The sequence below is a fragment of the Streptomyces sp. NRRL B-1347 genome (assembly GCF_000720325.1).
Classification (GTDB): Bacteria; Actinomycetota; Actinomycetes; order Streptomycetales; family Streptomycetaceae; genus Streptomyces.
This window is the reverse complement of the sequence record NZ_JOJM01000017.1, coordinates 138406-162399: the sequence shown is the minus strand read 5'-3', so window position 1 is coordinate 162399 and position 23994 is coordinate 138406. Positions and strand designations below refer to the sequence as shown.

Genomic DNA, 23994 nt, shown 5'->3' with positions numbered 1-23994 from the left:
CGCCGCCTGACCGCCTACGCGGGCACCGACCCCACAAGCCCCCCGTCGACGACCAGGTCCTGCCCGGTGACGTACGACGCGTCGGACGAGGCCAGGAAGGCGACCGCGGCCGCGACCTCGTCGGCGCGGCCGAGGGCGGCGAGGGGGACCTGGGCGGTGACGGCGGCCTCGGCGGCGGGGTCCGGGTTGGCCGCGCGGTACATGGGGGTGTCGATGTAGCCGGGGCTGACGGAGTTGACCCGGATGCCCCGGGGGGCGAGGTCGGCGCCCAGGGTGCGGGCCAGGTTGTGGACGGCCGCCTTGGTGGCGGAGTAGACCGACGCCACGGCGAGGCCCCGGTGGAGGGTCCAGGAGGCGTTGAGGACGAGGGAGCCGCCGTCCCGCAGGAGCGGGAGGGCCTTCTGGACGGTGAAGTAGACGCCCTTGAAGTTCACGTCCACCGCCAGGTCGAAGTCCTCCTCGGTGATCTCCGCGCCGGGCTTGAAGACGCCGACGCCCGCGTTCGCGAAGACCGTGTCCAGGCCGCCGCGCCAGGCCTTGACCTCGCTCATCAGGGCGTCCAGGTCCGCCAGGCTGCTGGCGTCCGCCCGGACGGCGAGCACGCGGTCGGGGGCGCCGAGTTCCGCCGCGGCCTTCGCCAGGCGCGCCTCGTCCCGGCCGGTGATGGCCACGTGCGCGCCCTCGTCGAGGAGGCGCCGTGCCGTCGCGAGGCCCATGCCGCTGGTGCCGCCGGTGATCAGGGCCGTCTTGTTCGTGAATCGCTGCATGGGTCGATCGTCGGGGCGGCGCGGCCGCCGCGGGGAGAGTGAGCTGAGCCTGGGTCTGCCACCACCAGCCTGGATTCACACCCGCTGGATCTACACGTTCGAGTGATATGCCAAACAGCCATTCCCTCGGGGGCCTTGTGGCGCCCGAGGCGGGGGCCCGGCCGTTCGACGTGCCACGACACGTCACGGCGCGCCTTACACCACCGCTTACCGGCCATCGGGCGCGCGCGGCGGCCAGGGCGCTCGTTGACCCGGTTCGCGCCGGTTGTTTGGCTCGTCGCGCCTCAGCAGGTCGTGCCGAAGCCCGAAGGGACGTGCGATGTCGACAGCAGCGGAGCAGCAGCCGGAGGCCGGACAGGAGGGCGGGCGCGCCCAGTTGAGCCTGGGGGTCGCCGCCGCGCGGAACCTGGCGACGACCACCAAGACCGTGCCGCAGATGCAGGGCATCAGCTCCCGCTGGGTGCTGCGGTCGCTGCCGTGGACGGAGGTGCGCGGCGGCACGTACCGGGTCAACCGGCGCCTCGCGTACGCCGTGGGCGACGGCCGGGTGACCTTCGTGCAGGAGGGGGCCGACGTCCGCGTCGTACCGCAGGAGCTGGCCGAACTCGGCCTGCTGCGCGGCTTCGACGAGGCCGACGCGCTGGACGCGCTCGCCGCGCGGTTCACGCAGCGCGAGTACGAGCCCGGGCAGGTCATCGCCGAGGTCGGGCACCCCGTCGACCAGGTCGTGCTCGTCGCGCACGGGCGGGTGGAGCGGATCGGGCGCGGCCCGTACGGCGAGGAGACCGCGCTCGGCGTCGTCGCCGACGGCGGGTTCTTCGGCGGCAGGGCGCTCGCGCCGGAGGCCGCGGACGCGGGCGAGTGGGAGTTCACCGCGCGCGCCGCGACCGCCACCACCGCACTCGTGCTCTCGCGGCAGGAGTACGAGGCCGTCGCCGGGCGGCACGAGGCGCTGCGGGAGCACGCGCGGCGGCGGCTCGCCGAGCGCGACCTGCCGCAGACCAAGCACGGCGAGGCGGCCATCGACCTGGCCTCCGGGCACTCCGGCGAGCCGCTCCTGCCGGGCACGTTCGTCGACTACGAACTCCGGCCCCGCGAGTACGAGCTGAGCGTCGCGCAGACCATCCTCAAGGTGCACTCGCGCGTCGCCGACCTCTACAACGACCCGATGGACCAGGTCGAGCAGCAGCTCCGCCTCACCATCGAGGCGCTGCGCGAGCGGCAGGAGCACGAGCTGGTCAACAACCGGGAGTTCGGCCTGCTGCACAACGCCGACCACGCGCAGCGCATCCAGACCCACTCCGGCCCGCCGACCCCGGACGACCTCGACGAACTCCTGAGCATGCGGCGGCAGACGCGGTTCCTGTACGCGCACCCGCGCGCCATCGCCGCCTTCGGGCGGGAGTGCAACAAGCGGGGCCTGTACTTCGGCCACACGGACCTGGGCGGGCACCAGGTGCCGGCCTGGCGCGGTGTCCCGCTGCTGCCGTGCGGCAAGATCCCCGTCTCGGCCGGGCAGACCTCGTCCATCATCGCCGTCCGCACCGGCGAGGAGGACGAGGGCGTCGTCGGGCTCCGCCAGACCGGGATACCGGACGAGTACGAGCCCGGGCTCAACGTGCGGTTCATGGGGATCAACGACCAGGCCGTCATCTCCTACCTCGTGAGCACGTACTACTCCGCCGCCGTGCTCGTCCCGGACGCGCTCGGCGTCCTGGAGAACGTCGCGGTCTCCGCGGCACGCGCCTAGGAGCGGCCGTGCCGTCGGTGTCCCGGGCGGCGCGGGCCGGTCACGTCGGCGCGCCCGAGGGGGAAGAGGGGGCCTAGGTACACCCCGGGACACCATCCCGCCCCATGTCGGCGCGGCCGCGGGGCGGGGAGGGTTGAGGACGTCAGCACGGCACGTCCCCACCACGCAGACGAACACGAGGCCCGCCATGACCACGACCCTCCCCTGCGCCGCCCCGGCCGCGACCTCGGAGTCCGCCGGGCGGCCCGGCTTCTGGCGGGCGCCCGTCTCCGCGGTCACCTTCCGGGAGCTCGGGTACACGCTCACGAACCTGCCCGTCGCGATCGCCGGTTTCGTCTTCGCCGTCACGCTGTTCTCGCTCGGCGCGGGCCTCGCCGTCACGCTGCTCGGCCTCCCGGTGTACGCGGCGATGCTGGCCGGGGCGCGCGGCCTCGGCGCGGTGGAGCGGCGCCGGGCGCGGGCCCGGCTCGGGCTCGCGGTCGAGGACCCGGCGGCCGCGCGGACGCCGCGCGAGGGCGGCGCGTGGGCCCGCGCGTGGGCGCGGCTCGGCGACGCGGCGGGCTGGAAGGCCCTGCTGTTCCAGGTCGTGATGTTCCCGTGGCGCGTCACGAGCTTCTGCGTGGCGGTGACGCTGTGGGTGACCGGCTGGGCCGTCGCCCTCTTCCCCGCGTACTCCTGGGTCTTCGAGCGCTACCTGGACTGGCCGGGCTACCGCGTCTACGACTTCACCTCGGGCGGCGAGCACCACGCGTACTACATCGAGTCGCCGTGGCAGGTCGCCGGTGTCTCCGGCCTCGGCGTCCTGCTCGTGCTGCTGACTCCGCTCGCCGTCCGCGCCCTGAACGGAGTGGACCGGGCGGCGGTGCGGTCGCTGCTCGGCCGGTAGCGGGTGAGCCCGACCCCGGCGAGCACCACGGCCATCCCCGCCACCACGCGCACGCTCAGCTCCTCCCCCAGGACGAGGGCCCCGAGGGCGACCGAGACCACCGGCAGCAGATAGCCGACGGTCGCGGCCGCCGTGGGGCCCTCGTCGGCGATGAGGCGGGAGTTGAGGTGGAAGGTGAGGCCGGTGCCGAAAACGCCCAGGACAACGACGGCGACGATCCCGGTCGGGCTCGGCACGCTGCCGGACCCCGTGGTGAAGGGCAGCCCGAGCGCGGTCAGGCCGGTGGCCACGAGGAGCTGGGCGGCGGACAGGGCGAGCGGTTCGGTGCCGCGGCCGATGAGGTGGCGGGCCATGTACGCGAAGGCGACCGCGTAGCTGACGGCGGCGGCGAGCAGCACCAGGGCGCCGCCGCCGACGAGCCCCGCCTCGTGCCAGGGCGCGAAGATCAGCGACGTACCCGCGAAGCCGAGGGCGAGCCCGCCGAGCCGGTACGGGCCGAACCCCCGGTCCGTGCGGAGGAGCAGGCCGAGGCCGAGGGACCACAGCGGGGTCGTGGCGTTCATGACGCCCGCGACGCCCGAGTCGACGGTCTGCTCGCCGATGCCGAAGAACAGGAACGGCAGCGCGTTGCAGAACAGCGCGGCCACCACCAGGTGCCCCCAGGTGCGGCGGTCGCGCGGCAGCCGCTGACGGGCGGCGCGGGCGAGCCCGAGCAGCACGGCGGCGCCGAGCGCGCAGCGGACCACGGTCACGTGCAGCGGCGCGAGCCCGCCGTCGAGGGCGAGTTTGATCCACAGGAAGCTCGAACCCCACAGCAGGGCGAGGACGGCGACGCGCACGACGGCTCCAGGGTCAGGAAGGGACGACGGGGGTGTACGTCGACGGTGCCCCGCCCCGACCTATAAGACAAGCGAAAAGATGTGGAGTCAGCCTTAAGCAGCTCTACATTCGTGGCTTACGCTGACCGCATGCTCGACATGCGGCGCATGCAGATCCTGAGGTCGGTCGTCAGCAGCGGCTCGGTCACCGCGGCGGCCCGGAACCTGGGCTACACGCCCTCGGCGGTCAGCCAGCAGATGGCGGCCCTGGAGAAGGAGGCGGGCGTCACCCTCCTCGAAAGGACCGGGCGCGGCGTGCGGCCCACGGACGCCGGGCGGCTGCTCGCGGACTGCGCGGCGGCGGTCGGGCGGCACGTCGCCGAGGCGGAGACCGCGCTCGCCGATCTGCGGTCCGGGCGCACCGGGCGGATCTCGGTGCGGTACTTCGCCACGGCGGGCGCCCGGCTCGTCGCGCCCGCCCTCGCCCGGCTGCGGCAGGAACACCCGGGCGTGCACACGGAGTTGCGGCTCGACGAGGACCCGCTGCCGCAGGTGAAGGCGGGGCGCGTGGACCTGGCGCTCGTGGTGCGCCGCCACGACGCGCCGCCGGTGGACGGCGTCCGCTTCGTCCACCTCCTCGACGACCGCTACCGCGCGGTCCTGCCCGCGGGCCACCGCCTGGCCGGCCGGGACGTGCTCGACCTGGCCGACCTCGCGGGCGAGCCCTGGGTGGGCAGCGAACTGCCGGGCCCCTGTCTGGACGCGGTGCTCGACGCGTGCGCGGCGGCGGGCTTCACCCCGGACTCCGTCGTCGACAGCGGCGACTACGCGACGGCGCGGGGCTTCGCGGCGGCGGGCGTGGGCGTGACCCTGGTGCCGGGCCTCGGCCTCGCCGGGGTCCCGGACGAGGGCCCGGACGTCGTCGTGCGCCGGGTCGCGCGGCCGGAGCCGGTGCGCTCGATCTGGGCGGCGGTCCGCGCGACGGCACCGGAGGGGCCGGTGCTGCGGGCCTTCGTCGGGGCCCTGCGGACAGCGGCGGCCGAAGCCTAGCCCTCGCCGCGTCAGGTCAGGGCGACCAGCTCCCGGTACTCCCCGTTCCACAGGTCCTCGGTTCCGTCGGGGAGCAGCAGCACCCGGTCGGGCCGCAGCGCGTCGAGCGCGCCCTCGTCGTGGGTGACCATCACGATCGCCCCCGGGTACGTGCCCACGGCGGCGAGCACCTCGTCGCGCGACGCCGGGTCGAGGTTGTTGGTCGGCTCGTCCAGGAGCAGCACGTTGGCGCCCGAGTGCACGAGCCCGGCGAGGGCGAGCCGGGTCTTCTCACCGCCGGAGAGCACGCCCGCGGGCTTGTCCGCGTCGTCGCCGCCGAACAGGAAGGAGCCGAGCACGCGCCGCACCTCCCCGTCGGTCAGGCCGGGTGCGGCCGCCGCCAGGTTCTCCCGGACGCTCGCCCCGGTGTCCAGGGTGTCGTGCTCCTGCGCGAAGTACCCGAGCCGCAGGCCGTGCCCGTGCACCACGCGCCCGCCGTCGGGCCGCTCGCGCCCCGCGAGCAGCCGCAGCAGGGTGGTCTTCCCGGCCCCGTTGAACCCGAGCACGACGAGCCTGCTGCCCCGGTCCACGGCGAGGTCGACGCCCCGGAGCACGGCCAGGCCCCCGTACGACTTCTCCAGACTCACGGCGCCGAGCGGCATGCGTCCGCACGGGGCGGGCTCGGGCAGCCGGATGCGGGCGACCTTCTCGCCCCGGCGCACGGGCTCCGTCCCGGCGAGCAGGCGGTCGGCGCGCCGGGCCATGTTCTTGGCCGCGGTCGCGGTGGCGACGCGCGCCCGCATCTTGTCGGCCTGGGTGCGCAGCGCGGTCGCCTTGCGCTCGGCGTTGGCGCGCTCGCGGGCGCGGCGCCGGTCGGCGGCGGCGCGCTGGTCGAGGTAGGCGTGCCAGGTGGTGTTGTGCACGTCGACGGCGGCGCGGGCCGGGTCGAGGTGCAGCACCCGGTTCACGACGTCGGCGAGCAGCGAGGTGTCGTGGCTGATCAGCACGGAACCGCCCGGGTATCCGGTCAGATACCCCCGCAGCCACTCCACGGAGTCGCGGTCCAGGTGGTTCGTCGGCTCGTCGAGCAGCAGCACGTCGTGGCGCGCGAACAGCACGCGGGCCAGTTCGACGCGGCGCCGCTGCCCGCCGGACAGCTCGCCCACGGGCCGCGCGAGCACCCGCTCGGGCAGCCCGAGCCCCGCCGCGACCCGGGCGGCCTCGGCCTCGGCCGCGTAGCCGCCGCGGGCCTGGAAGGCGTCGTCCGCGCGGGCGTACGCGGCCAGGGCCGCGCGCTCGGGCCCGGCCCCTGACGCCGCCGCCAGGGCGGCCTCGGCGCCTCGCAGCGCGCGCACCGCCCGGTCGAGGCCGCGCGCGGACAGGATCCGGTCGGTGACGGTGGCCGCGGGGTCCGCGGCGGCCGGGTCCTGGGCGAGCACGCCCAGCGAACCGGTGCGCGTCACCGTGCCCGCGGCACACGGCACCTGCCCCGCGAGGGCCTTGAGGAGGGTGGTCTTGCCGGCGCCGTTGCGCCCGACGAGCCCGACGCGGTCGCCGGGCGCCACGTGGAAGGACACCCCGGACAGCAACGTCCGGGCGCCCACGCGAAGGTCTACATCACGTACAGAAATCATGGAAATACGCTCCGCAACAGCGAAAGGACACACGGGTGACGTGAAGGCGTGTGACCTGGCTAGGAGATGCGGGGCGTGGACATGGGCCGAGGGTAGGCCGCGGACGGCTCGCCCCGCACCCGATTTACCTCCCGGACGACCGGACGACCGGACGACCGGACGACCGGACGGCGGCGGTCCGGCCGGGCCGGACTGCGCGGAGCGGAACCACGGGGGATGATCGCCCCATGGACAAGGACGTCACCCTGCACCTGGCCCAGCAGGCGGAGGCCGACGAACTGCTCAGCCGCAGCCCGCTGGCCGCGCTCGTCGGGATGCTCCTGGACCAGCAGGTCCCCATGGAGTGGGCGTTCGCGGGCCCGTACACGATCGCCCTGCGGCTGGGCGCGGACGACCTCGACGCGCACGAGATCGCCGCGTACGACCCCGAGGCGTTCGCCGCGCTCCTGGCCGCGAAACCGGCCGTGCACCGCTACCCGGGCTCGATGGCCGGGCGCGTGCAGAAGCTGTGCCAGTACCTGGTCGAGCACTACGACGGGGACGCCACCGGGATCTGGCGGGACGCGGGCAGCGGCAAGGAGCTCCTGGGCCGCCTCACCGACCTGCCCGGCTTCGGCAAGCAGAAGGCCCAGATCTTCCTCGCCCTCCTCGGCAAACAGCTCGGCGTCCGCCCCACGGGCTGGCGGGAGGCCGCGGGGTCCTACGGCGAGGCGAAGGTGTACCGCTCGGCGGCCGACATCACGGGCCCGGAGACGCTGCACAAGGTCCGCGCGTACAAGCAGGAGCAGAAGGCGGCGGCCAAGCGGGCCGCGTCGGAGTAGTCGAAGCAGCCGAAGCAGTCGCCCGGCCGGTCAGCGCCGCCGCCGGGCCGTCCCGAAGACCGAGCGGGAGATCTCCCGGCCCAGCTGCGTCCCCACGGACCGCAGCAGCGACTTGAACATGCCGCTGCCGACCACCTGGTCCACGACCGAGCCACCGCCGCCGCTTCCGCCCTTGGTGGCCTTGGGCGGCTCGGCAGGAGCCGCGGCAGCGGCGGCCGCGGCCTCCTGGAGGCGTTCGTACGCCGAGTGGCGGTCCACCGCCTCCGCGTACCGGGAGTGGAGCTGCGAGCCCCGCACCGCCCGCTCCAGGTCCGCGGCGGGCACCGGGCCCATCAGGGACTGCGGCGCCCGCAGCCGCGTCGCCGCGACCGGCGTCGGCGCGCCCTTCTCGCTGAGCACGGTGACCACGGCCTCGCCGGTGCCGATGCCGGTGAGGGTCTCCTCCAGGTCGTACGCGGACGTGGGGAAGGTCCGCACGGTCGCCTTGAGGGCCTTCTGGTCCTCGGGCGTGAAGGCGCGCAGCGCGTGCTGGACGCGGTTGCCGAGCTGGGCGAGCACGTCGGCGGGCACGTCCTTGGGCGTCTGGGTGACGAAGAAGACGCCGACCCCCTTGGAGCGGATGAGCCGCACGGTCTGGGTGATCGAGTCCAGGAACGCCTTGGACGCCCCGTTGAACAGCAGGTGCGCCTCGTCGAAGAAGAAGACGAGCTTGGGCCTGTCCAGGTCACCGACCTCCGGGAGGTCGTGGTACAGATCCGCGAGCAGCCACATCAGGAACGTGGAGAAGAGCGCGGGCTTGTCCTGGACCGAGGGCAGCTCAAGGACCGACACCAGGCCCTGCCCGTCCCCGGCCACCCGCAGGAACTCGCTCGTGTCGAACTCCGGCTCCCCGAAGAAGTCCCCCATCCCCTGCGCCTCGAACGTGGTGAGCGCCCGCAGGATGACCCCGGCCGTGGCGGTCGACAGGCCGCCGATGGTCTTCAGCTCGGGCTTGCCCTCGGCCGACGTGAGGAAGGTGACGACCGCCCGCAGGTCCTTGAGGTCGACGAGTTCGAGGCCCTTCTGGTCGGCGTAGTGGAAGATCAGGCCGAGGGACTGCTCCTGGGTCTGGTTGAGCTGGAGGACCTTCGCCATGAGCAGCGGGCCGAAGCTGGTCACGGTGGCCCGCACGGGGATGCCCGTGCCGATGCCGCCGAGCGCGTAGAACTCGCTGGTGAAGCCCCGCGGCGCCCAGTCCTGGCCGACCTCGCCGGCCCGCGCGGTGACCTTGTCGCCCGGCTCGCCGGGCGCGGAGACGCCCGAGACGTCGCCCTTGATGTCGGCGAGGAAGACCGGCACGCCCTGCGCGGCCAGCTGCTCGGCGACGAGTTGCAGGGTCTTGGTCTTGCCCGTGCCGGTCGCCCCGGCGACGAGCCCGTGCCGGTTGAGCATCGCCAGCGGGATGCGCACCTGCGCGCCCGGGTGGCACCGGCCCTCCCACAGGACGGCCCCGAGGTCGAGCGCGGGCCCCTGGAAGGCGTACCCGGCGGCGATCTCAGCGACCTCGGGAGGCGGCCCCGCGGCCGCTCCGGCGCCGGCGGACGCACCGGCCGCGGACTCGTTCGGGCGGTTTCCGCCATCGGGTGTGGACGGCGTCGGCTGGCTGTCGCTCACTTCGAACCCTGCTCCCGACTGGAGAGTTCCCGCTTTGCCCCGCTTTCGGGCGGCATTTCCCAGGGTCGCACTCGGCCGCCATGGCTGCGCCCGGAGAGCCTTGACCGGTAGGCTTTCCGTGTGATCTTCAAGCGCATCGGAAACGGCCGGCCGTACCCCGACCACGGCCGGGAAAGCACCCGGCAGTGGGCGGACGTCGCGCCGCGCCCGGTCCGCCTCGATCAGCTCGTGACGACCAAGGGCCAGCTCGACCTGGAGACCCTGCTCGCCGAGGACTCCACGTTCTACGGCGACCTCTTCGCCCACGTGGTCAAGTGGCAGGGCGACCTGTATCTGGAGGACGGCCTGCACCGCGCGGTCCGCGCCGCGCTCCAGCAGCGCCAGGTCCTGCACGCCCGCGTCCTCGAACTGGGCTGAGCCACCCCGGGCCGACCCCCGCGACGGGGCCCAATTCCGCATTGGCCCTTTCGGGTTGGACTGCGCGTCCGGTAATGATCATTTAGTAGGCATCGCGCCCCGGCAGCACTACGCTGCGCCCATGAGCATGCTCACTCCCCCCGGCATGGGCGGCGAATACCGCATCACGGGGGACAAATATCCGCGAATGCGCCGCCCGAACGGCCGCCGCAGGATCGTGCTCGCGGCCGTCGCGGCCCTCGCCGCGTTCGGCCTGATCGGCTGGGGCACCCTGCAGCTCATCGACGTCTTCACGGGCGGCGACGAGGCGTCCGCCGCGGCCGGTGCCGACGACTGCGCCCGGCAGCCGGAGCGGAAGACCGCGGCGAAGAAGGCCGCACCCCTGCCCGAGCCCCGCAGGATCACCGTGAACGTCTTCAACGCCACGCCCCGCAAGGGCCTGGCCGAGGAGACCGCCACCGACCTGAAGAAGCGCGGCTTCACCGTCGCCAAGTTCGACAACGCGACGAAGGCGTACGACAAGAAGGTCAAGGGCCCCGGGATAGTGCTCGGCCCCCGCTCCGCCCTGGACACCGCCCTGCCGGTGCTCGCCACGCAGCTCACCGGCGCCGAGAAGCGCACCGACGGCCGCAAGGGCGACACGGTCGACCTGATCCTCGGCGCCGGGTTCAAGGGCCTGACGAAGGAGAAGGACGCCGCCAAGGCCCTGGCGGCACTCGCCAAGCCCTCACCGGCGCCCTCCGGGCCGTCGTCGGACGACGGCAAGAACTGCTGAGCGCGCGCCGCCTTCCGGCGGCAGGCGGCACCGACTACTCGGCCGCCCCGTACATCCGGTCCCCGGCGTCGCCGAGGCCCGGCACGATGTACCCGTTGTCGTTCAGGTGCTCGTCCACCGCGGCCGTGACCACGGTCACCGGCGTCCCCGCCAGCTCCCGCTCCATGATCTCGACGCCCTCGGGGGCCGCGAGCAGCACCACGGCCGTCACGTCGTCCGCGCCGCGCTTGATCAGCTCCTGGATCGCCGCGACCAGGGTGCCGCCCGTGGCGAGCATCGGGTCGAGGACGTAGACCTGGCGGCCGGACAGGTCCTCCGGCATGCGCGTCGCGTACGTGGACGCCTGGAGCGTCTCCTCGTTGCGGATCATGCCGAGGAAGCCGACCTCGGCGGTGGGCAGCAGGCGCACCATGCCGTCGAGCATGCCGAGCCCGGCCCGCAGGATCGGCACCACCAGGGGCCGCGGGTGCGACAGCTTCACGCCGGTCGTCGAGACGACCGGGGTCTCGATGTCGACCTGCTCGGTGCGCACGTCCCGGGTGGCCTCGTACGCGAGCAGGGTGACCAGCTCGTCGGCCAGGCGCCGGAAGGTCGGGGAGTCGGTGCGCTTGTCGCGCAGCGTGGTGAGTTTGTGCGCCACCAGCGGGTGGTCGACGACGTGGATCCGCATTGTTCAACAGTAACCGGGCGAAGCGCCCCCTCCGTCCCCCCGCGGGCCCCACCCGCCCGCCGGGGCCCTTCCCGTCCCTCCGTTGGCATCAACCCGGCCCGCCGGGGGAAGGTGGTCGTACGAGCTGGGGTGGTGTGGCCGATGCCCGACAGGGAAGCGCGCGAGACCGACGCGGAGCGCCGCCGCCGGCGTGCCCAGTTCCTGCACGAGCTGACCGAGGCGCGCGAGCTGCGGGCCCGGGTGACGCCGCGCCGCGCACGGGCGGCCCGGCTGCGACAGGCGATGCGCATGCGTACGTTCCGCTGGTAGTCGCAGGGGGCCGCGGCACCGGAACGGCATGTGATTCGCAACGCGACGCGGACACAGCGGCCGGAAGACCTCTCCTGAAGCCGTTGTTTCTGCCACGATTCCGAGTGGGCGGGGCTCGGCACAGCATTCCCGCCCCCGACGTCCGCCGGGGGGATCCCCAACCGGCGCCTATGAACAGTGGGAGAGTCACGGTGTACTTCGCCGCACTGCTCGCGCGCACCGAAGACGGGTGGGAAGCGAGCGACACGGAGCTCGACGATGTGGAGACCCTGTCGGATCTGACCGACCTGGCCCGTGAGGCCGCCGCCGAGGCGGGCGGGGCCGACGACGAAACAGTGCTCGTCTTCATCGAGCAGGAAGACGCGTGGTTCGGCGTCGTCCGCGTGGACGGCGAGGACGACCCGCGCATCTACGTCTCGGACGCGGCCGCCGCCGCCCGCAGCGCCTACGGCGAGATCCTGCTCACCGACGAGATGCTGGGACGCGATCCGGACGAAAGCCCGGACGACCTGGACGCGCTCGACCTCGACGGCACGGAGGACGGCGAGGACGAGTCCGGCGACGACGAGGCGGACGGCGGCAGCGAGGCCGTGCCCTCGGGGCCGCTCGGGGACCGGGAGATCCTCAGCGACCTCGGCGTATCGGAGAAGGAGCTGCTCGCCCTGGAGAGCGGCGACGCCCTCAACGAGATCGCCGACGTCCTGGGCGCCGCGGAGGTGCTCGAAGCGGTCCGCTGACCACCTCCGCGCGACACGGCCCGCGTGATCCGTAAGGTTCGTCGTGTGGCCCCTCGTGTGAACCCTCTCCCCGATCCCGTACGGGACCGCTGGCAGGCGCCGATGCGGCTCGCCCTGGACGAGGCCGAACTGGCCGTCCGGGGCGGTGACGTACCCGTCGGCGCCGTCGTCCTTTCCCCGGACGGCGAGACGGTGCTCGCGCGCGGCCACAACGAGCGCGAGGCCGGTGGCGACCCCACCGCGCACGCGGAGGTCCTCGCGCTGCGCCGGGCCGCCACCGCGCTCGGCTCCTGGCGGCTGCCCGGCTGCACCCTCGTCGTCACCCTGGAGCCGTGCGTGATGTGCGCGGGCGCGCTCGTGCAGTCCCGCGTGGACCGGGTCGTGTACGGCGCCCGCGACGAGAAGGCGGGCGCCGCGGGCTCCCTGTGGGACCTCGTGCGCGACCGGCGGCTCAACCACCGCCCCGAGGTCGTCGAGGGCGTCCTCGCCGACGACTGCGCGCGGCTGCTCACCGACTTCTTCCGGGGGCGCTAGCGGGCCCCTCCCGGGCGCGACGGCAGTCTGTCCGGGAACGGATTTCAGACCAGGGGCCACCTTGGGCTAGGATCTCTCTCGGTAGCGTGTCCGAGCGGCCGAAGGAGCTCGCCTCGAAAGCGAGTGTGGCGCAAGTCACCGAGGGTTCAAATCCCTCCGCTACCGCTCTTCGCACGAAGGGCCCCGTCCTCAGGACGGGGCCCTTCGTCGTTTTGTTCCGTGCCGTGCCCGTTCCCGACAGGCCGGGAGGGAAGGCGTTAGGCCGGGGGGAGCGGCACGGGGGGACAGCCGCTCCCCCCGATGAGGACCAGCGCTCTCAAGTCCGCGCCGCCATCGGGGGATGTGGGCGGCGCGGACCCCGCAGTGGAGGCCGGTCGCGGGCCCGTGGATTCCTGCCAGATCCCGCGGGCTCATGTCCATCCTGCGCCGGGCACCGCGAGAACACCGCAGGCCAATGGCCCCTCCGAGGGGGGTCATTGGTCCTTAAAAACCAGGTGAGTTAGCGCCACGTTAGACTCGCCCGGCAACAGGCGGCAGCGGCTAGGACAGAGGGCGACGGGGGCGTGGGATGAGCGGAAACGGGGAGGGCACGGCGTGAAGGACCCAAAGAAGCTCATTCTCTTCGTCCTTGTGGTGTTCGTCCTGTACGTGATCATCACCGATCCGGCCAAGGCCGCCGACTACGTACAGGTCGGCTTCGAGGGCATCTCGGACGCCGCCAAGGCCATCGGCGACTTCATGACGTGGGTCGCCAACGGGGGCAAGGACGACTAGGAGCACCTGATGATCCGCCATCTGGTCCTGTTCAAGCTGAACGACGGCGTCGAGCGCGACGACCCGCGCGTCGCCGCGGGCGTCAAGGCCTTCGAGGAGCTCGGCGGCCTCATCCCGGAGCTGACGTTCTGGGAGTGCGCCTGGAACATCTCCGAGCGGCCCATCGCGTACGACTACGCCATCAACTCCGCCGTCGCCGACACCGACGCGCTCAAGGGCTACCTGGAGCACCCGGCCCACCAGGCGGGCGTCGCGCTCTGGCGCGAGTTCGCCACGTGGGTCGTCGCCGACTACGAGTTCTGAGCGCGCGCCACCCTTCGCGCACGCGCCCTCCGCGCACGCGCCACCGCGCGCTTCGACGAGCCCCTCCGGGCTCCGCCGGGACTCCCCGAGCGGCCCCGCACCTCAACGGTGCGGGGCCGCTTTGTGTTTCCCGGTGCCGCACACCGTCCCACCACCCTCAACACGGAGTTATGGGGTGCTTGCACACAGTGCACATGTCTTGTGATGCTATGACCGCTTTTGACGGATGAGTTGACCGAGTTGATCGAGTCGACCGATTCGAAGGGGTGGCGTTGACGTTGCCGGCCAGTTCTGCGCCCGAAGCGCCGCCCGTGAAGGGGCCCACGAGCACCCGGGGCGCCGATACGCGGGCCCTCACCCAGGTCCTGTTCGCCCAGCTGAAGGGGCTCGAACCGGGCACCCCCGAACACGCCCGCGTGCGCGCCGCGCTCATCGAGGCCAACCTGCCCCTCGTGCGGTACGCCGCCGCCCGCTTCCGCAGCCGCAGCGAGCCGATGGAGGACGTCGTCCAGGTCGGCACCATCGGCCTCATCAACGCCATCGACCGGTTCGACCCGGACCGGGGGGTCCAGTTCCCCACCTTCGCCATGCCGACCGTGGTGGGCGAGATCAAGCGGTACTTCCGCGACAACGTGCGCACGGTGCATGTGCCGCGGCGGCTGCACGAGCTGTGGGTGCAGGTCACCGGGGCCACGGAGGACCTCACCACGTCCTTCGGGCGGTCCCCCACGACCGCCGAGATCGCCGAGCGGCTGCGGATCGGCGAGGACGAGGTCCTCGCCTGCATCGAGGCCGGGCGCTCGTACCACGCGACGTCCCTGGAGGCCGCGCAGGAAGGCGACGGGCTGCCGGGGCTCCTCGACCGGCTCGGGTACGAGGACCCCGCCCTGGACGGGGTCGAGCACCGGGACCTGGTGCGGCATCTGCTCGTGCAGTTGCCCGAGCGGGAGCAGCGCATTCTGCTGCTGCGGTACTACAGTAATCTGACCCAGTCTCAGATCAGCGCGGAATTGGGCGTCTCCCAGATGCATGTGTCAAGACTGTTGGCCAGAAGCTTCGCGCGGCTGCGATCCGCAAATCGGATCGAGGCGTAACCGTATCGAGTGGAGCGGCCTTTTGGCCGTTGCCGACGGGGAGTTGGGCGAAGTCGGCCGAGACCCTCTCTTTCCTGCAGGTACGTCACCCTCACTTGTCGACAAGTCACTACAGCGTGTTGCCGACATGTGACATTCTGCTGGAACCGCGTTTGCCGCAGCTCCGGCTCCGGTATTCAGGTGGAGGCTGCGTTCCTTCGGTGGGGCGCAGGCCGCGACCGTCCGCGACCTCAAGGGGGTGGCATGTCCGCAGACCAGGGCAGCTCGAAGGTGCTCACGCTCACGCTCGAAGGCCGCGAGAGCGCGTCGGCGCCCGACGCGCTTCAGGGTTCCGAGGCCACTCCGCCGGGGCCGGAGACCGCCGCCGTGGCGGCTCCCGAGGCCCCCGCCGTCGCGGCGGCGCCGGAGGCCATTGACACCCGCACCCTGTCCCGCTCCCTCTTTCTGCGGCTCGCCGCGCTCGAACAGGACAGCCCCGAGCGCGCGTATGTCAGAGACACCCTCATCGAGCTCAATCTGCCGCTCGTGCGGTACGCGGCCGCGCGCTTCCGCAGCCGGAACGAGCCGATGGAAGACATCGTCCAGGTCGGGACCATCGGGCTCATCAAGGCCATCGACCGGTTCGACTGCGAGCGCGGGGTCGAGTTCCCGACGTTCGCGATGCCTACCGTGGTCGGGGAGATCAAGCGGTTCTTCCGGGACACGAGTTGGTCGGTGCGGGTGCCTCGGCGGCTGCAGGAGCTGCGGCTCGCGCTCACCAAGGCGAGCGACGACCTCGCGCAGCGGCTCGACCGGTCGCCGACCGTGCCCGAGCTCGCGGCCGTGCTCGGCGTCTCGGAGGAGGACGTCGTCGACGGCCTCGCGGTGGGGAACGCGTACACCGCCTCCTCGCTCGACTCCCCCGCGCCCGAGGACGACGGCGGCGAGGGGTCGCTCGCGGACCGGCTCGGCTATGAGGACACCGCCCTGGAGGGCGTGGAGTACCGGGAGTCGCTGAAGCCGCTGCTGGCGAAGCTGCCGCCGCGGGAGCGGCGGATCATCATGCTGCGGTTCTTCGCGAACATGACGCAGTCGCAGATCGGGGAGGAGGTCGGGATCTCGCAGATGCACGTGTCCCGGCTGCTCACCCGGACCCTTGCCCAGCTTCGGGAAGGGCTCATCTCCGACTGAGGTTCTGCTTTCCGGCTTGCCGTCGACTGGGCTTTCGCATTCCGGTTCCCGCCGTCGCCCGGCGCCTTGTGCCGGTGGTGCGGCGGGGCCGCGCCGGTATGTCCGTCCTCGCCCGTCATGTGCGCGGGGCGGACTCCCGCGCGGGGCAGTCCCGTTGAAGTGGCTGCGGGCGGACATACCGGCACGTCCCCTCCCGTTTCGTGGGCGACTGCGGTCCGGTGGTTCCTAATTGACGGCGTGTCAGTCACACTTGCGCGATGCGTCGGAGACTCGTGGGTTTTCCGGTTGTCGTGGTGTGTCTGGGGTTCGTCGTCGTCTCGTGTGGAGGTGGCGGGCGCGGCGGGTACGTCGCCTCTGACGCTTCTCCCTCCGCCAGAGCCGTGCCGCCTCGTGGGGGCGTTTCCTTTGATCCGCTCCCCTCTCCCCCGAAGAGTCGTTCCAAGGAGCCTCGACCGGAGGTTCTCGGGAAGGAATCCCCCTCATCGCCTCCCGGTGCGGAGCGCGCGCCGCGTGTTAGTGAGTCCCGTGCTCCTGTGCCTTCCGCGTCCGCTTCTCCGTCCGCGCCTCGGCCCTCCTCCGGAAGGGAAGGAAGGCCCTCCGGAAGGGACAGGCCCGGGCGGCCCGGGCCCTCTCACGGTTCGCCGGGGCCGGTGGGGCCCGCCGTGTTGGAGGTGGGGGCGCCCTTGCGGGAGGCAGGGGCGCGGCGGTGGTGTGAGGACGTGACGCTGGTCCTGCGGAACAAGGGCGGGGCGGCCGTGCGGTCGGGGACCGTGGAGTTCGGGACGCACGTCATCGGGGCGCTCGGGGTCGACTGGGGGACCGTGGAGTCGACGGTGAAGTTGCCCGCACCCATTCGGGGCGGGCAGAGCGTCAGGAAGACTTGGCCGGTTTGTGTCGACGCGTGGCGCGTTCCCTGGGGGATGCACGTGGAGACGCGCGACGTGGATGTGGACTGGCGGTAGCTACTTCAGGGCCAGCCAGGCGACGGCCGCCACGATGACGATCGCTGCCACGACACCGACGATCAGGCCGATGCGCGGGCCCGCGGGCGCCTGCTGCGGGCGGGAGCGGCCCTGCGGGGGCTCGTCGACGAAGGCGCGGAACATCTGCGTGGAGCCTGCCGGGTCGTGCTGGCCCTCGGGACCCTGCGGGGCATGGGGGTTGTGTGCCATGGGGCAGGACCCTAGCGAATCCGGGGTGTTCCGCCCAACCCCCCTCTGACCGGGGACTTTACAGAGGGGGGTGCTGAGCTTTGCCAGGGTTTTAGGGGGCTGGGGGCGATTTAGTTTGCCTGTGGCAACCAACTGCTTTTATCGTTGCCCTAAGCAACGAAAGCGAGGGTGCCGTGGCCGCTCAGCGTCAGTACGAGGAGCTGGCCCGCCAGCTCAGCGCCATCGGCGCCGTCAAGCGCGACCTCGCCCGGATCCTGCCGCACGACTGCCCCGCGGGCTCGGCGGCCGTACTGACCCTGCTGAGCCGCTACGGCGAGATGCGGATGGGGCGGCTCGCCGAGCTGCTCGCCGTCGACATGTCGGTGACCAGCCGGCACGTGGCACACGTCGCGGAGCGGGGCTGGATCGACCGGTCCCCCGACCCCGCCGACAAGCGCTCGCGCATCCTGCGCCTCACCCCCGCCGGTGAGCGGCAGATGGAAGTGCTCTCCGAGTGCACGACCCGGCTGCTCGCCGAGCGGCTCAGCGACTGGTCCGACGACGAAGTCGGCCTGCTCACCGCGTTGATGGCCCGGCTCCGCGACAGCTTCGGGGACTGCAGGTCCGCCGCGCCGCGCGTCGCGGCACCCACCCGTACACCCGCGTAAGAACCAGGAAAAGGAACCCCATGGCAACATCCACACCGTCCGGTGTGCGGGGCAGCCATGCCAAGCACGGAGGGCATCCGCACGACAGCGCGCCGATGACTCACCGCCAGATCATGGAGGCGCTCTCCGGCCTTCTGCTCGGCATGTTCGTCGCGATCCTGTCGTCGACGATCGTCTCCAACGCCCTGCCCGAGATCATCGGCGACCTCGGCGGCGGCCAGTCCGCCTACACGTGGGTCGTCACCGCCGCGCTGCTGTCCATGACGGCCAGCACCCCCCTGTGGGGCAAGCTGTCCGACCTGTTCAGCAAGAAGGCGCTCGTTCAGATCGCCCTCGTCATCTACGTACTCGGGTCCGTCGTGGCCGGGCTTTCGCAGAACGCGGGCATGCTCATCGCCTGCCGCGTCGTGCAGGGCATCGGCGTCGGCGGTCTGTCCGCGCTCGCGCAGATCGTCATGGCCGCGATGATCGCCCCGCGGGAGCGGGGGCGCTACTCCGGCTACCTGGGTGCCACCTTCGCCGTCGCCACCGTCGGCGGGCCGCTGCTCGGCGGCGTCATCACCGACACCTCCTGGCTCGGCTGGCGCTGGTGCTTCTACGTGGGCGTGCCGTTCGCCGTCATCGCCCTGGTGGTGCTCCAGAAGACCTTGAAGCTGCCCGTGGTCAAGCGGGACGTGAAGGTCGACTGGAGCGGCGCGCTGCTGATCTCGGCCGCCGTCTCGCTGCTGCTCATCTGGATCACCTTCGCGGGCAGCGGCGCAGGCAAGAAGTACGAGTGGATGTCGTGGCAGACGTACGTGATGGTCGGCGGCGCGGTCCTGCTCGGGCTGCTCTTCCTGCTCGTGGAGTCGCGGGCCAGCGAGCCGATCATCCCGCTGCGGCTGTTCCGCAACCGGACCATCACGCTCGCCTCGGCGGCCTCGCTGTTCGTGGGTGTCGCCATGTTCGCGGGCACCGTGTTCTTCAGCCAGTACTTCCAGCTGGCCCGGGGCGAGTCGCCGACCATGTCGGGCGTTCTCACCATTCCGATGATCGGCGGCCTTTTCGTCTCGTCGACCGTTTCGGGGCAGCTCATCACCAAGACAGGGAAGTGGAAGGCCTGGCTGGTCAGTGGTGGTGTGCTGCTGACTGCCGGGCTCGGGCTCCTCGGCACCATGCGGTACGACACCCCGTACTGGCACATCGCCGTCTACATGGCCCTGATGGGTCTCGGCATCGGCATGATGATGCAGAACCTGGTGCTGTGCACGCAGAACCAGGTCGACCCGCAGGACATCGGTGCCGCGAGCTCCGTCGTCACGTTCTTCCGGTCGCTCGGTGGGGCCATGGGGGTGTCCGCGCTCGGTGCCGTGATGTCCACGCGGATCACCGACTACGTGAAGGACGGCATCGCCGATCTCGGCCCCCAGGGTGCCGCGTTCGGGCACGGCGGAACCGCCGGTGGCGGCATCCCCGACTTGGACAAGCTGCCCGAGCCGTTCCGCACCGTCATGGAGAGCGCGTACGGGCACGGCATCGCCGACGTCTTCCTGATCGCGGCGCCCATCGCCTTCCTCGCCTTCCTGATCACCCTGTTCATCAAGGAGGTGCCGTTGCGGTCCGCCGCCGCGGCCCCCGCTGCGGTCGCCTCCGCGGCCTCCTCCTCGGCCGCTCCGGTCGCCGTCGAGGAGCCCGTGCCCGCCGCTGTTGAGGAGCCGGTCATCGCTGCTGCTGGCGGGGGGATTCCCGTGCGCGGCTTCGTGCGCGGCGCCGAGAGCGCGCCCGTGCCCGGCTCCGCGGTCACGCTGATCTCGCTCGGCGGGCAGCAGCTCGGGCGCTCGGTGGCGCGGGCCGACGGCTCGTACGCCGTGGACGCGCCGGGCGCCGGGTCGTACGTGCTCATCGCGGCCGCCGACGGCTTCCAGCCGCAGGCCTCGACCGTCGTGGTCGGCGACGAGCCGCTCGCGTACGACGTGCTCCTGAGCGGGACCAGCGGGCTCGGCGGGGTCGTCAGGACCGCCGAGGGCAAGCAGCCGCTGTCCGGCGCGATGGTCGTGGTGACCGATGTGCGCGGCGACGTGCTGGCCACCGGGGCCTCCGACGAGCAGGGCGCGTTCGCCTTCGGCGAGCTCGTGCCGGGCGCCGTCACCGTCGCCGTGAACGCGGCGGGGCACCGGCCCGTGGCCCTCCCCGTCGAGATCGCCGCCGTGGGCGTCACCCGGGTCGAGGTCGAACTGCGGCCCGGCGCGCGAGTGCTCGGCACCGTGCGGGCCGCCGGAGGACCGCTCGCCGACGCGCGGGTCACCCTCGTGGACGCGGCGGGCAACGTCGTGGCGGCCGCGACCACCGGGACGGACGGGGCGTACGCCTTCACCGACCTGGACGTCGGCGAGTACACCGTGATCGCCGCCGGGTACCCGCCGGTGGCCACCGCCCTCGTCGTCGCCGGGGACGGCGTCGACGGGCACGAGATCGAACTCGCCCACCCGGGCGAGTGACCGACCCCGGTCCAGGGCGGTGCCGGCGTTTCCACGGCAGGGGACGGCCGGCCGGCACCGCCCCGGACCGGACCGGACCTGGGCAGGACGGGGGCCGCGCCCCCGCCGCAAGCAGCGACAGAGCAAACGGGAGTTGTGGGATGGGGATCAGCGCGCGCGTCCGGACACGGGACGGGTGGGCCGTACCGCACGCCGTCGTGACCGTCACGGACATGACGGGGGCGCAGGTACTGCGCGTGGACGCGGACGCGGAGGGCGCGGTACGGGACGCCACCGCGCTCGCGGCCGGGCCGTACACGGTCATCGTGACGGCCGTCGGGTACGCGCCCGCCGCGGCCACCGCCCTGGTCACCGCGAGCGGCCGTGCCGACGTGGGCGAGGTGGTGCTCGCCCGCGCGGGCGGCGCCGAACTGCCCCCCGCCGGGCCGTGGACGATCGACCCCGCCCACTCCTCCGTGGGCGCGGTCGCCCAGCACCTGGGCATCTCCAGCGTGCACGGGCGCTTCACCGAGTTCTCCGGACGCGTGGACGTCGCCGACGACCTGGCGAAGTCCCGCGTGGAGGCCGTGATCCGGGCCGCCTCCATCGACACGGGCAACGGCCTGCGCGACGAGCACCTGAAGGGCACGGACTTCCTCGACGCGGCGGCGCACCCGGAGCTCACCTACCGGTCGACGGACCTGGAGCCCGCGGGGGCCGACCGCTGGACCGTGCGCGGCGAGCTCGCCATGCGCGGCGTCGTACGGCCCGTGGACCTGGACCTGACCTACCTCGGCACCGGCGCCGACCCGTGGGGCGGCACCCGCGCCGCCTTCCGCGCCACCGCCGAGCTGCGGCGCGAGGACTTCGCCATGAACTACAACCAGGTCGTACGGGCCGGGATCGCCGCGATCGGCACGACGCTGCGGGTGGAGCTCGACATCCAGGCGGTGCGCGGCGCGGAGCTGCCGGGGGTCTGAGGCGTCAGGAGCCCGGGGGCCTGAGGCGTCAGGAGCCGGGTGTCTGAGGCGTCAGGAGCCGGGTGTCTGAGGCGTCAGGAGCGGGACAGCAGGCCTTCGATGCCCGCGATCAGGAGGTCGAGCGCGGTCTCGAAGTCCCGCTCCCACATCTCGACGACCGTGGCCTCGGTGCGGGAGTTCATCAGCTCGCGGGCGTTGCGCACCGTCTCGTTGCCCGGCATCTCCTCGTTCACCGTGCCGACCGCGGCGCGGAAGTACTCCTCCAGCGTCATCCCGGCCTCGTTGCAGCGGGCGATGAAGTGGCCCTCCATCGTGCCGTAGCCGTACACGAACTGGAACACCGCGGCGATCGCGCCGTTGCGCTGCTGGGGCGCGAGCCCGGTGTTCTGCACGGCGCGCTGCACGGCGAGGGAGTACCGCAGCCAGTTCGGGCCGATGTTCAGGAACTGGCCGACCAGCGGCGACACCCACGGGTGGCGGATCAGCAACGCCCGGTAGGACCGGGCCAGTTCGCACAGCTGGGTGCGCCACGCGGCCGGGTCGGTCTCGGTGTCGGGCAGGCGCACCTCGGAACAGACCGAGTCCAGGGCGAGTTCGAGCAGGTCGTCCTTGGTGTCCACGTACCAGTACACGGACATCGCGGTGACCTCCAGCTCCGCGGCGAGGCGGCGCATGGAGAACTTGGCGAGCCCCTCCGCGTCCAGGAGCCGGACCGTGGCCTCGGTGATGCGGTCCCGGTCGAGGCCGGACGGCTGGACGCCCTTGCGGCCGGAGCCGCGGGGTGCCCTGCTCGCCAGCCAGACACTCGTGCGCGCCGGTCGCTGCGTGCGGTCGGCTGCCTTCACCATGGCGCACCTTCCTGATACGGGTCCTGTTCCCGGCGGGTCCGGGCGGGCGGGCCGGAACGCTCCGGCCCGCCCGCCTTCGATGCTATGCGGACGCCTCCCCGAGGGAGCTATGCGGACGCCGGGTCCGTGGCGGCCGGTGCGGACTTCTCCGCGTCCGCCCGCTCGGCCCGCCACAGCAGCGCCGCCGCGATGGCGCCGCCGAGGAAGACCGCGGCGGCGCCCACCAGCTGGCTGGTCTCGAGGCCCGAGGCGAACGCGTCGGAGATGCGCTGCCGTTCGCCCGCCGAGCCCGCCGCCGCCATGGCCGCGGGGAAGGAGGTGGCGGAGACCGCGACGAGCGCCGCGAAGCGGGCGTTGAGGACGGCGCCGAGGACCGCCACGCCGAGGCCGTTGCCGAACTCCGCGAGCGTGCCGTTGACGCCCGCGCCCACGCCCGCCTTCTCCGGCGGGATCGCGCTCATGATCGCGTTGGCCATCGCGGGCATGGAGAACGAGATGCCCGCGCCCATCAGGACGAGCCCGGTGAACATGCCCGAGTAGGCGTGGCCGCCGAACACCGCGATCACCGCGAGCCCACCCGCCATCATGGACATGCCCGCCAGGATCGTGCCGGGCGTGCCCAGCTTGCCGTGCAGCCACGCGCCGAGGCCCACCGTGTTCAGGAGGACCACGGCGACCGCGAGCGGCGCGGTCCGCAGACCGGCCTCAAGGGGTTCGTAGCCGAGGACGAACTGGAGGTGCTGGGTGAGCAGGTAGAGCGAGCCGCCCATGCCGAAGGCGACCAGGATCGCGCCGGTCACCGCGCCCACGAACTGCCTGTTCCGGAAGAAGTGCATGTCCAGCATCGGGTACGGGATCCGCAGCTCGTAGACCGTGAACACGGCCAGGACGCCCAGGCCGACGCCCGCCGCGACCAGGACGTGCGCCGACGTCCAGCCGTGCTCGGGGCCCGAGATGATCGCGTACACGACCGAGGCCATGCCGATCGTCGAGAGCACCGCGCCGACCAGGTCGGGCCGGTCGCCCTGCGGGTTCTTGGACTCGGGGACCAGGCGGACCACCGCGATCACGCCGAGCAGCGCCACCGGGATGTTGATCAGGAAGATCGAGCCCCACCAGAAGTGGTTCAGCATGAAGCCGCCGAGCAGCGGCCCGGCCGCGAAGCCCAGGGAGTTCACGGTCGCCCACAGGCCGATGGCCCGCACCCGCTCGTCCTCGTCGAAGATCTGCACGACGACGGCGAGGGTGGTGGTCATCAGGAGCGCGCCGCCGATGCCCATCCCGGCGCGGGCCGCGATGAGTTGCGTCGAGGACTGCGCGAGGCCCGCCGCGAGCGAGCCGACGCCGAACAGGACGAGGCCCGCGGTCAGCATCTTCTTGCGGCCGTAGCGGTCCGCCGCGCTGCCCGCCGTGAGCAGCAGGCCGGACTGGACGAGCGAGTACGCGTTGATCATCCACTGGATGTCGGACGACGTGGCGTCGAGCTCGCGGGTGAGCGACGGGATGGCGACGCTCAGGACGGTGTTGTCGAGCAGCACCGTGAGCTGGGCGAGGCAGATGACGCCCAGGATCAGCCAGCGCTGCGGGTGCCGGTCCCGGGGCGCGGCGGCCGCCTCGGGGGGCTCGGCGGTGGTCGCCGTCATGGCGGCTCCTCTTCTACGGTGTATGAGGCCGAATGCGTCATACACCGTAGAGGAGTTGACTTACGGTGTACAAGAAATTTTCTGAGGCTCTCACTCCTTCGGACGAG

The 23994-nt window shown here is 72.5% G+C and carries 24 protein-coding genes, 1 tRNA gene and 1 pseudogene; 17 read left to right on the top strand and 9 right to left on the bottom strand.

The window, feature by feature from the left end; all coding sequences use genetic code 11:
- Positions 1-14 precede the first annotated feature (14 nt).
- The gene (locus tag IG74_RS0117295; protein WP_030677208.1) at positions 15-767 is read right to left on the bottom strand and encodes an SDR family oxidoreductase; all 753 of its coding nucleotides are present in this window, start codon (positions 765-767) and stop codon (positions 15-17) included.
- Positions 768-1086: 319 nt separating this feature from the next.
- Between IG74_RS0117295 and IG74_RS0117290 the strand changes: the two genes are divergently transcribed.
- Positions 1087-2517 carry a family 2B encapsulin nanocompartment shell protein gene (locus IG74_RS0117290; RefSeq protein WP_030677206.1) on the top strand — a complete coding sequence of 477 codons (1431 nt, stop codon included), beginning with the start codon at positions 1087-1089 and terminating at the stop codon, positions 2515-2517.
- 187 nt (positions 2518-2704) lie between these two features.
- Positions 2705-3334 (top strand): annotated as a pseudogene (locus IG74_RS53430) (sensor domain-containing protein); the annotation flags it as partial.
- On the opposite strand, the gene IG74_RS0117280 reads toward IG74_RS53430, so the two are convergent.
- Positions 3271-4242, bottom strand: coding sequence for a DMT family transporter (locus tag IG74_RS0117280; protein ID WP_051854957.1), 972 nt, complete (start codon positions 4240-4242; stop codon positions 3271-3273). The pseudogene IG74_RS53430 and the gene IG74_RS0117280 sit on opposite strands and share 64 nt — an antisense overlap.
- 129 nt (positions 4243-4371) lie before the next feature.
- On the opposite strand from IG74_RS0117280, the gene IG74_RS0117275 reads away from it, so the two are divergent.
- Positions 4372-5271, top strand: a complete 900-nt coding sequence (locus tag IG74_RS0117275; protein WP_030677199.1) for a LysR family transcriptional regulator — start codon at positions 4372-4374, stop codon at positions 5269-5271.
- Between the two features lie 11 nt (positions 5272-5282).
- Here the strand turns inward: IG74_RS0117275 and IG74_RS0117270 are convergent, their stop codons facing one another.
- Positions 5283-6884: an ABC-F family ATP-binding cassette domain-containing protein gene (locus tag IG74_RS0117270; RefSeq protein ID WP_030677197.1), complete on the bottom strand. Its 1602-nt coding sequence runs from the start codon at positions 6882-6884 to the stop codon at positions 5283-5285.
- Positions 6885-7111: 227 nt separating this feature from the next.
- On the opposite strand from IG74_RS0117270, the gene IG74_RS0117265 reads away from it, so the two are divergent.
- Positions 7112-7705 carry an HhH-GPD-type base excision DNA repair protein gene (locus IG74_RS0117265; protein ID WP_030677195.1) on the top strand — a complete coding sequence of 198 codons (594 nt, stop codon included), beginning with the start codon at positions 7112-7114 and terminating at the stop codon, positions 7703-7705.
- A 30-nt stretch (positions 7706-7735) separates the two neighbouring features.
- Here the strand turns inward: IG74_RS0117265 and IG74_RS0117260 are convergent, their stop codons facing one another.
- Positions 7736-9238, bottom strand: coding sequence for a helicase HerA-like domain-containing protein (locus tag IG74_RS0117260; RefSeq protein ID WP_234334355.1), 1503 nt, complete (start codon positions 9236-9238; stop codon positions 7736-7738).
- Positions 9239-9478: 240 nt separating this feature from the next.
- On the opposite strand from IG74_RS0117260, the gene IG74_RS0117255 reads away from it, so the two are divergent.
- Together IG74_RS0117255 and IG74_RS0117250 are read left to right on the top strand one after the other, a co-directional pair.
- Positions 9479-9775 (top strand): type II toxin-antitoxin system VapB family antitoxin, encoded by a 297-nt coding sequence (locus IG74_RS0117255; RefSeq protein ID WP_003955420.1) that lies wholly within the window; start codon positions 9479-9481, stop codon positions 9773-9775.
- 121 nt (positions 9776-9896) lie between these two features.
- Entirely contained in the window at positions 9897-10550 is a 654-nt protein-coding gene (locus tag IG74_RS0117250) for a LytR C-terminal domain-containing protein (protein WP_030677189.1), read from the top strand.
- A 34-nt stretch (positions 10551-10584) separates the two neighbouring features.
- On the opposite strand, the gene upp is transcribed toward IG74_RS0117250, so the two are convergent.
- Positions 10585-11220: a uracil phosphoribosyltransferase gene (upp, locus tag IG74_RS0117245; protein WP_030677187.1), complete on the bottom strand. Its 636-nt coding sequence runs from the start codon at positions 11218-11220 to the stop codon at positions 10585-10587.
- Positions 11221-11361: 141 nt separating this feature from the next.
- On the opposite strand from upp, the gene IG74_RS52750 reads away from it, so the two are divergent.
- The 8 genes from IG74_RS52750 to IG74_RS0117200 all read left to right on the top strand — a co-directional run bounded on the left by IG74_RS52750 (position 11362) and on the right by IG74_RS0117200 (position 16141).
- Positions 11362-11529, top strand: a complete 168-nt coding sequence (locus tag IG74_RS52750; protein ID WP_199818839.1) for a hypothetical protein — start codon at positions 11362-11364, stop codon at positions 11527-11529.
- Between the two features lie 191 nt (positions 11530-11720).
- Positions 11721-12266 carry a hypothetical protein gene (locus IG74_RS0117235; RefSeq protein WP_030677185.1) on the top strand — a complete coding sequence of 182 codons (546 nt, stop codon included), beginning with the start codon at positions 11721-11723 and terminating at the stop codon, positions 12264-12266.
- 102 nt (positions 12267-12368) lie between these two features.
- Positions 12369-12800: a tRNA adenosine(34) deaminase TadA gene (gene tadA, locus IG74_RS0117230; protein ID WP_030677183.1), complete on the top strand. Its 432-nt coding sequence runs from the start codon at positions 12369-12371 to the stop codon at positions 12798-12800.
- Between the two features lie 80 nt (positions 12801-12880).
- Positions 12881-12965 (top strand) — tRNA-Ser (locus IG74_RS0117225).
- Between the two features lie 429 nt (positions 12966-13394).
- Positions 13395-13574 carry a hypothetical protein gene (locus IG74_RS0117215; RefSeq protein WP_030677182.1) on the top strand — a complete coding sequence of 60 codons (180 nt, stop codon included), beginning with the start codon at positions 13395-13397 and terminating at the stop codon, positions 13572-13574.
- A 9-nt stretch (positions 13575-13583) separates the two neighbouring features.
- On the top strand, positions 13584-13877 hold the full coding sequence (locus IG74_RS0117210) for a Dabb family protein (RefSeq protein WP_030677179.1): 294 nt from the start codon (positions 13584-13586) through the stop codon (positions 13875-13877).
- A 266-nt stretch (positions 13878-14143) separates the two neighbouring features.
- Positions 14144-14971, top strand: a complete 828-nt coding sequence (locus tag IG74_RS0117205; protein ID WP_078868826.1) for an RNA polymerase sigma factor SigF — start codon at positions 14144-14146, stop codon at positions 14969-14971.
- Between the two features lie 243 nt (positions 14972-15214).
- Positions 15215-16141, top strand: coding sequence for an RNA polymerase sigma factor SigF (locus IG74_RS0117200; RefSeq protein ID WP_030677173.1), 927 nt, complete (start codon positions 15215-15217; stop codon positions 16139-16141).
- A 631-nt stretch (positions 16142-16772) separates the two neighbouring features.
- Here the strand turns inward: IG74_RS0117200 and IG74_RS52110 are convergent.
- Both IG74_RS52110 and IG74_RS0117190 read right to left on the bottom strand, forming a co-directional pair.
- Positions 16773-16994 (bottom strand): hypothetical protein, encoded by a 222-nt coding sequence (locus tag IG74_RS52110; protein WP_158857649.1) that lies wholly within the window; start codon positions 16992-16994, stop codon positions 16773-16775.
- A gap of 109 nt (positions 16995-17103) precedes the next feature.
- On the bottom strand, positions 17104-17313 hold the full coding sequence (locus IG74_RS0117190) for a hypothetical protein (RefSeq protein ID WP_030677166.1): 210 nt from the start codon (positions 17311-17313) through the stop codon (positions 17104-17106).
- A gap of 173 nt (positions 17314-17486) precedes the next feature.
- Between IG74_RS0117190 and IG74_RS0117185 the strand changes: the two genes are divergently transcribed.
- From IG74_RS0117185 to IG74_RS0117175, 3 genes are all read left to right on the top strand, one after another.
- The gene (locus IG74_RS0117185; protein ID WP_030677158.1) at positions 17487-17960 is read left to right on the top strand and encodes a MarR family winged helix-turn-helix transcriptional regulator; all 474 of its coding nucleotides are present in this window, start codon (positions 17487-17489) and stop codon (positions 17958-17960) included.
- A gap of 20 nt (positions 17961-17980) precedes the next feature.
- A complete protein-coding gene (locus IG74_RS0117180; RefSeq protein ID WP_030677156.1) occupies positions 17981-20437 on the top strand; it encodes an MFS transporter in 2457 nt (818 codons plus the stop codon).
- Positions 20438-20577: 140 nt separating this feature from the next.
- Complete coding sequence (locus tag IG74_RS0117175) at positions 20578-21396, top strand: YceI family protein (protein WP_030677154.1); 819 nt, start codon at positions 20578-20580, stop codon at positions 21394-21396.
- Between the two features lie 74 nt (positions 21397-21470).
- Here the strand turns inward: IG74_RS0117175 and IG74_RS0117170 are convergent, their stop codons facing one another.
- Positions 21471-22244 carry a TetR/AcrR family transcriptional regulator gene (locus IG74_RS0117170; protein WP_030677151.1) on the bottom strand — a complete coding sequence of 258 codons (774 nt, stop codon included), beginning with the start codon at positions 22242-22244 and terminating at the stop codon, positions 21471-21473.
- 107 nt (positions 22245-22351) lie between these two features.
- On the bottom strand, positions 22352-23887 hold the full coding sequence (locus IG74_RS0117165; protein WP_030677149.1) for an MFS transporter: 1536 nt from the start codon (positions 23885-23887) through the stop codon (positions 22352-22354).
- Positions 23888-23994: the final 107 nt, after the last annotated feature.

What these genes read in the sequence shown, in the direction of transcription:
- IG74_RS0117270 (WP_030677197.1), bottom strand. Translation starts at nt 6,884, where the DNA reads ATGATTTCTGTACGTGATGTAGACCTTCGCGTGGGCGCCCGGACGTTG.
- IG74_RS52110 (WP_158857649.1), bottom strand. Translation starts at nt 16,994, where the DNA reads ATGGGTGCGGGCAACTTCACCGTCGACTCCACGGTCCCCCAGTCGACC.
- IG74_RS0117275 (WP_030677199.1), top strand. Translation starts at nt 4,372, where the DNA reads ATGCTCGACATGCGGCGCATGCAGATCCTGAGGTCGGTCGTCAGCAGC.
- IG74_RS0117265 (WP_030677195.1), top strand. Translation starts at nt 7,112, where the DNA reads ATGGACAAGGACGTCACCCTGCACCTGGCCCAGCAGGCGGAGGCCGAC.
- IG74_RS0117295 (WP_030677208.1), bottom strand. Translation starts at nt 767, where the DNA reads ATGCAGCGATTCACGAACAAGACGGCCCTGATCACCGGCGGCACCAGC.
- IG74_RS0117210 (WP_030677179.1), top strand. Translation starts at nt 13,584, where the DNA reads ATGATCCGCCATCTGGTCCTGTTCAAGCTGAACGACGGCGTCGAGCGC.
- IG74_RS0117165 (WP_030677149.1), bottom strand. Translation starts at nt 23,887, where the DNA reads ATGACGGCGACCACCGCCGAGCCCCCCGAGGCGGCCGCCGCGCCCCGG.
- IG74_RS0117180 (WP_030677156.1), top strand. Translation starts at nt 17,981, where the DNA reads ATGGCAACATCCACACCGTCCGGTGTGCGGGGCAGCCATGCCAAGCAC.
- IG74_RS0117290 (WP_030677206.1), top strand. Translation starts at nt 1,087, where the DNA reads ATGTCGACAGCAGCGGAGCAGCAGCCGGAGGCCGGACAGGAGGGCGGG.
- upp (WP_030677187.1), bottom strand. Translation starts at nt 11,220, where the DNA reads ATGCGGATCCACGTCGTCGACCACCCGCTGGTGGCGCACAAACTCACC.
- tadA (WP_030677183.1), top strand. Translation starts at nt 12,369, where the DNA reads ATGCGGCTCGCCCTGGACGAGGCCGAACTGGCCGTCCGGGGCGGTGAC.
- IG74_RS0117170 (WP_030677151.1), bottom strand. Translation starts at nt 22,244, where the DNA reads ATGGTGAAGGCAGCCGACCGCACGCAGCGACCGGCGCGCACGAGTGTC.
- IG74_RS0117200 (WP_030677173.1), top strand. Translation starts at nt 15,215, where the DNA reads ATGTCCGCAGACCAGGGCAGCTCGAAGGTGCTCACGCTCACGCTCGAA.
- IG74_RS0117190 (WP_030677166.1), bottom strand. Translation starts at nt 17,313, where the DNA reads ATGGCACACAACCCCCATGCCCCGCAGGGTCCCGAGGGCCAGCACGAC.
- IG74_RS0117250 (WP_030677189.1), top strand. Translation starts at nt 9,897, where the DNA reads ATGAGCATGCTCACTCCCCCCGGCATGGGCGGCGAATACCGCATCACG.
- IG74_RS52750 (WP_199818839.1), top strand. Translation starts at nt 11,362, where the DNA reads ATGCCCGACAGGGAAGCGCGCGAGACCGACGCGGAGCGCCGCCGCCGG.
- IG74_RS0117175 (WP_030677154.1), top strand. Translation starts at nt 20,578, where the DNA reads ATGGGGATCAGCGCGCGCGTCCGGACACGGGACGGGTGGGCCGTACCG.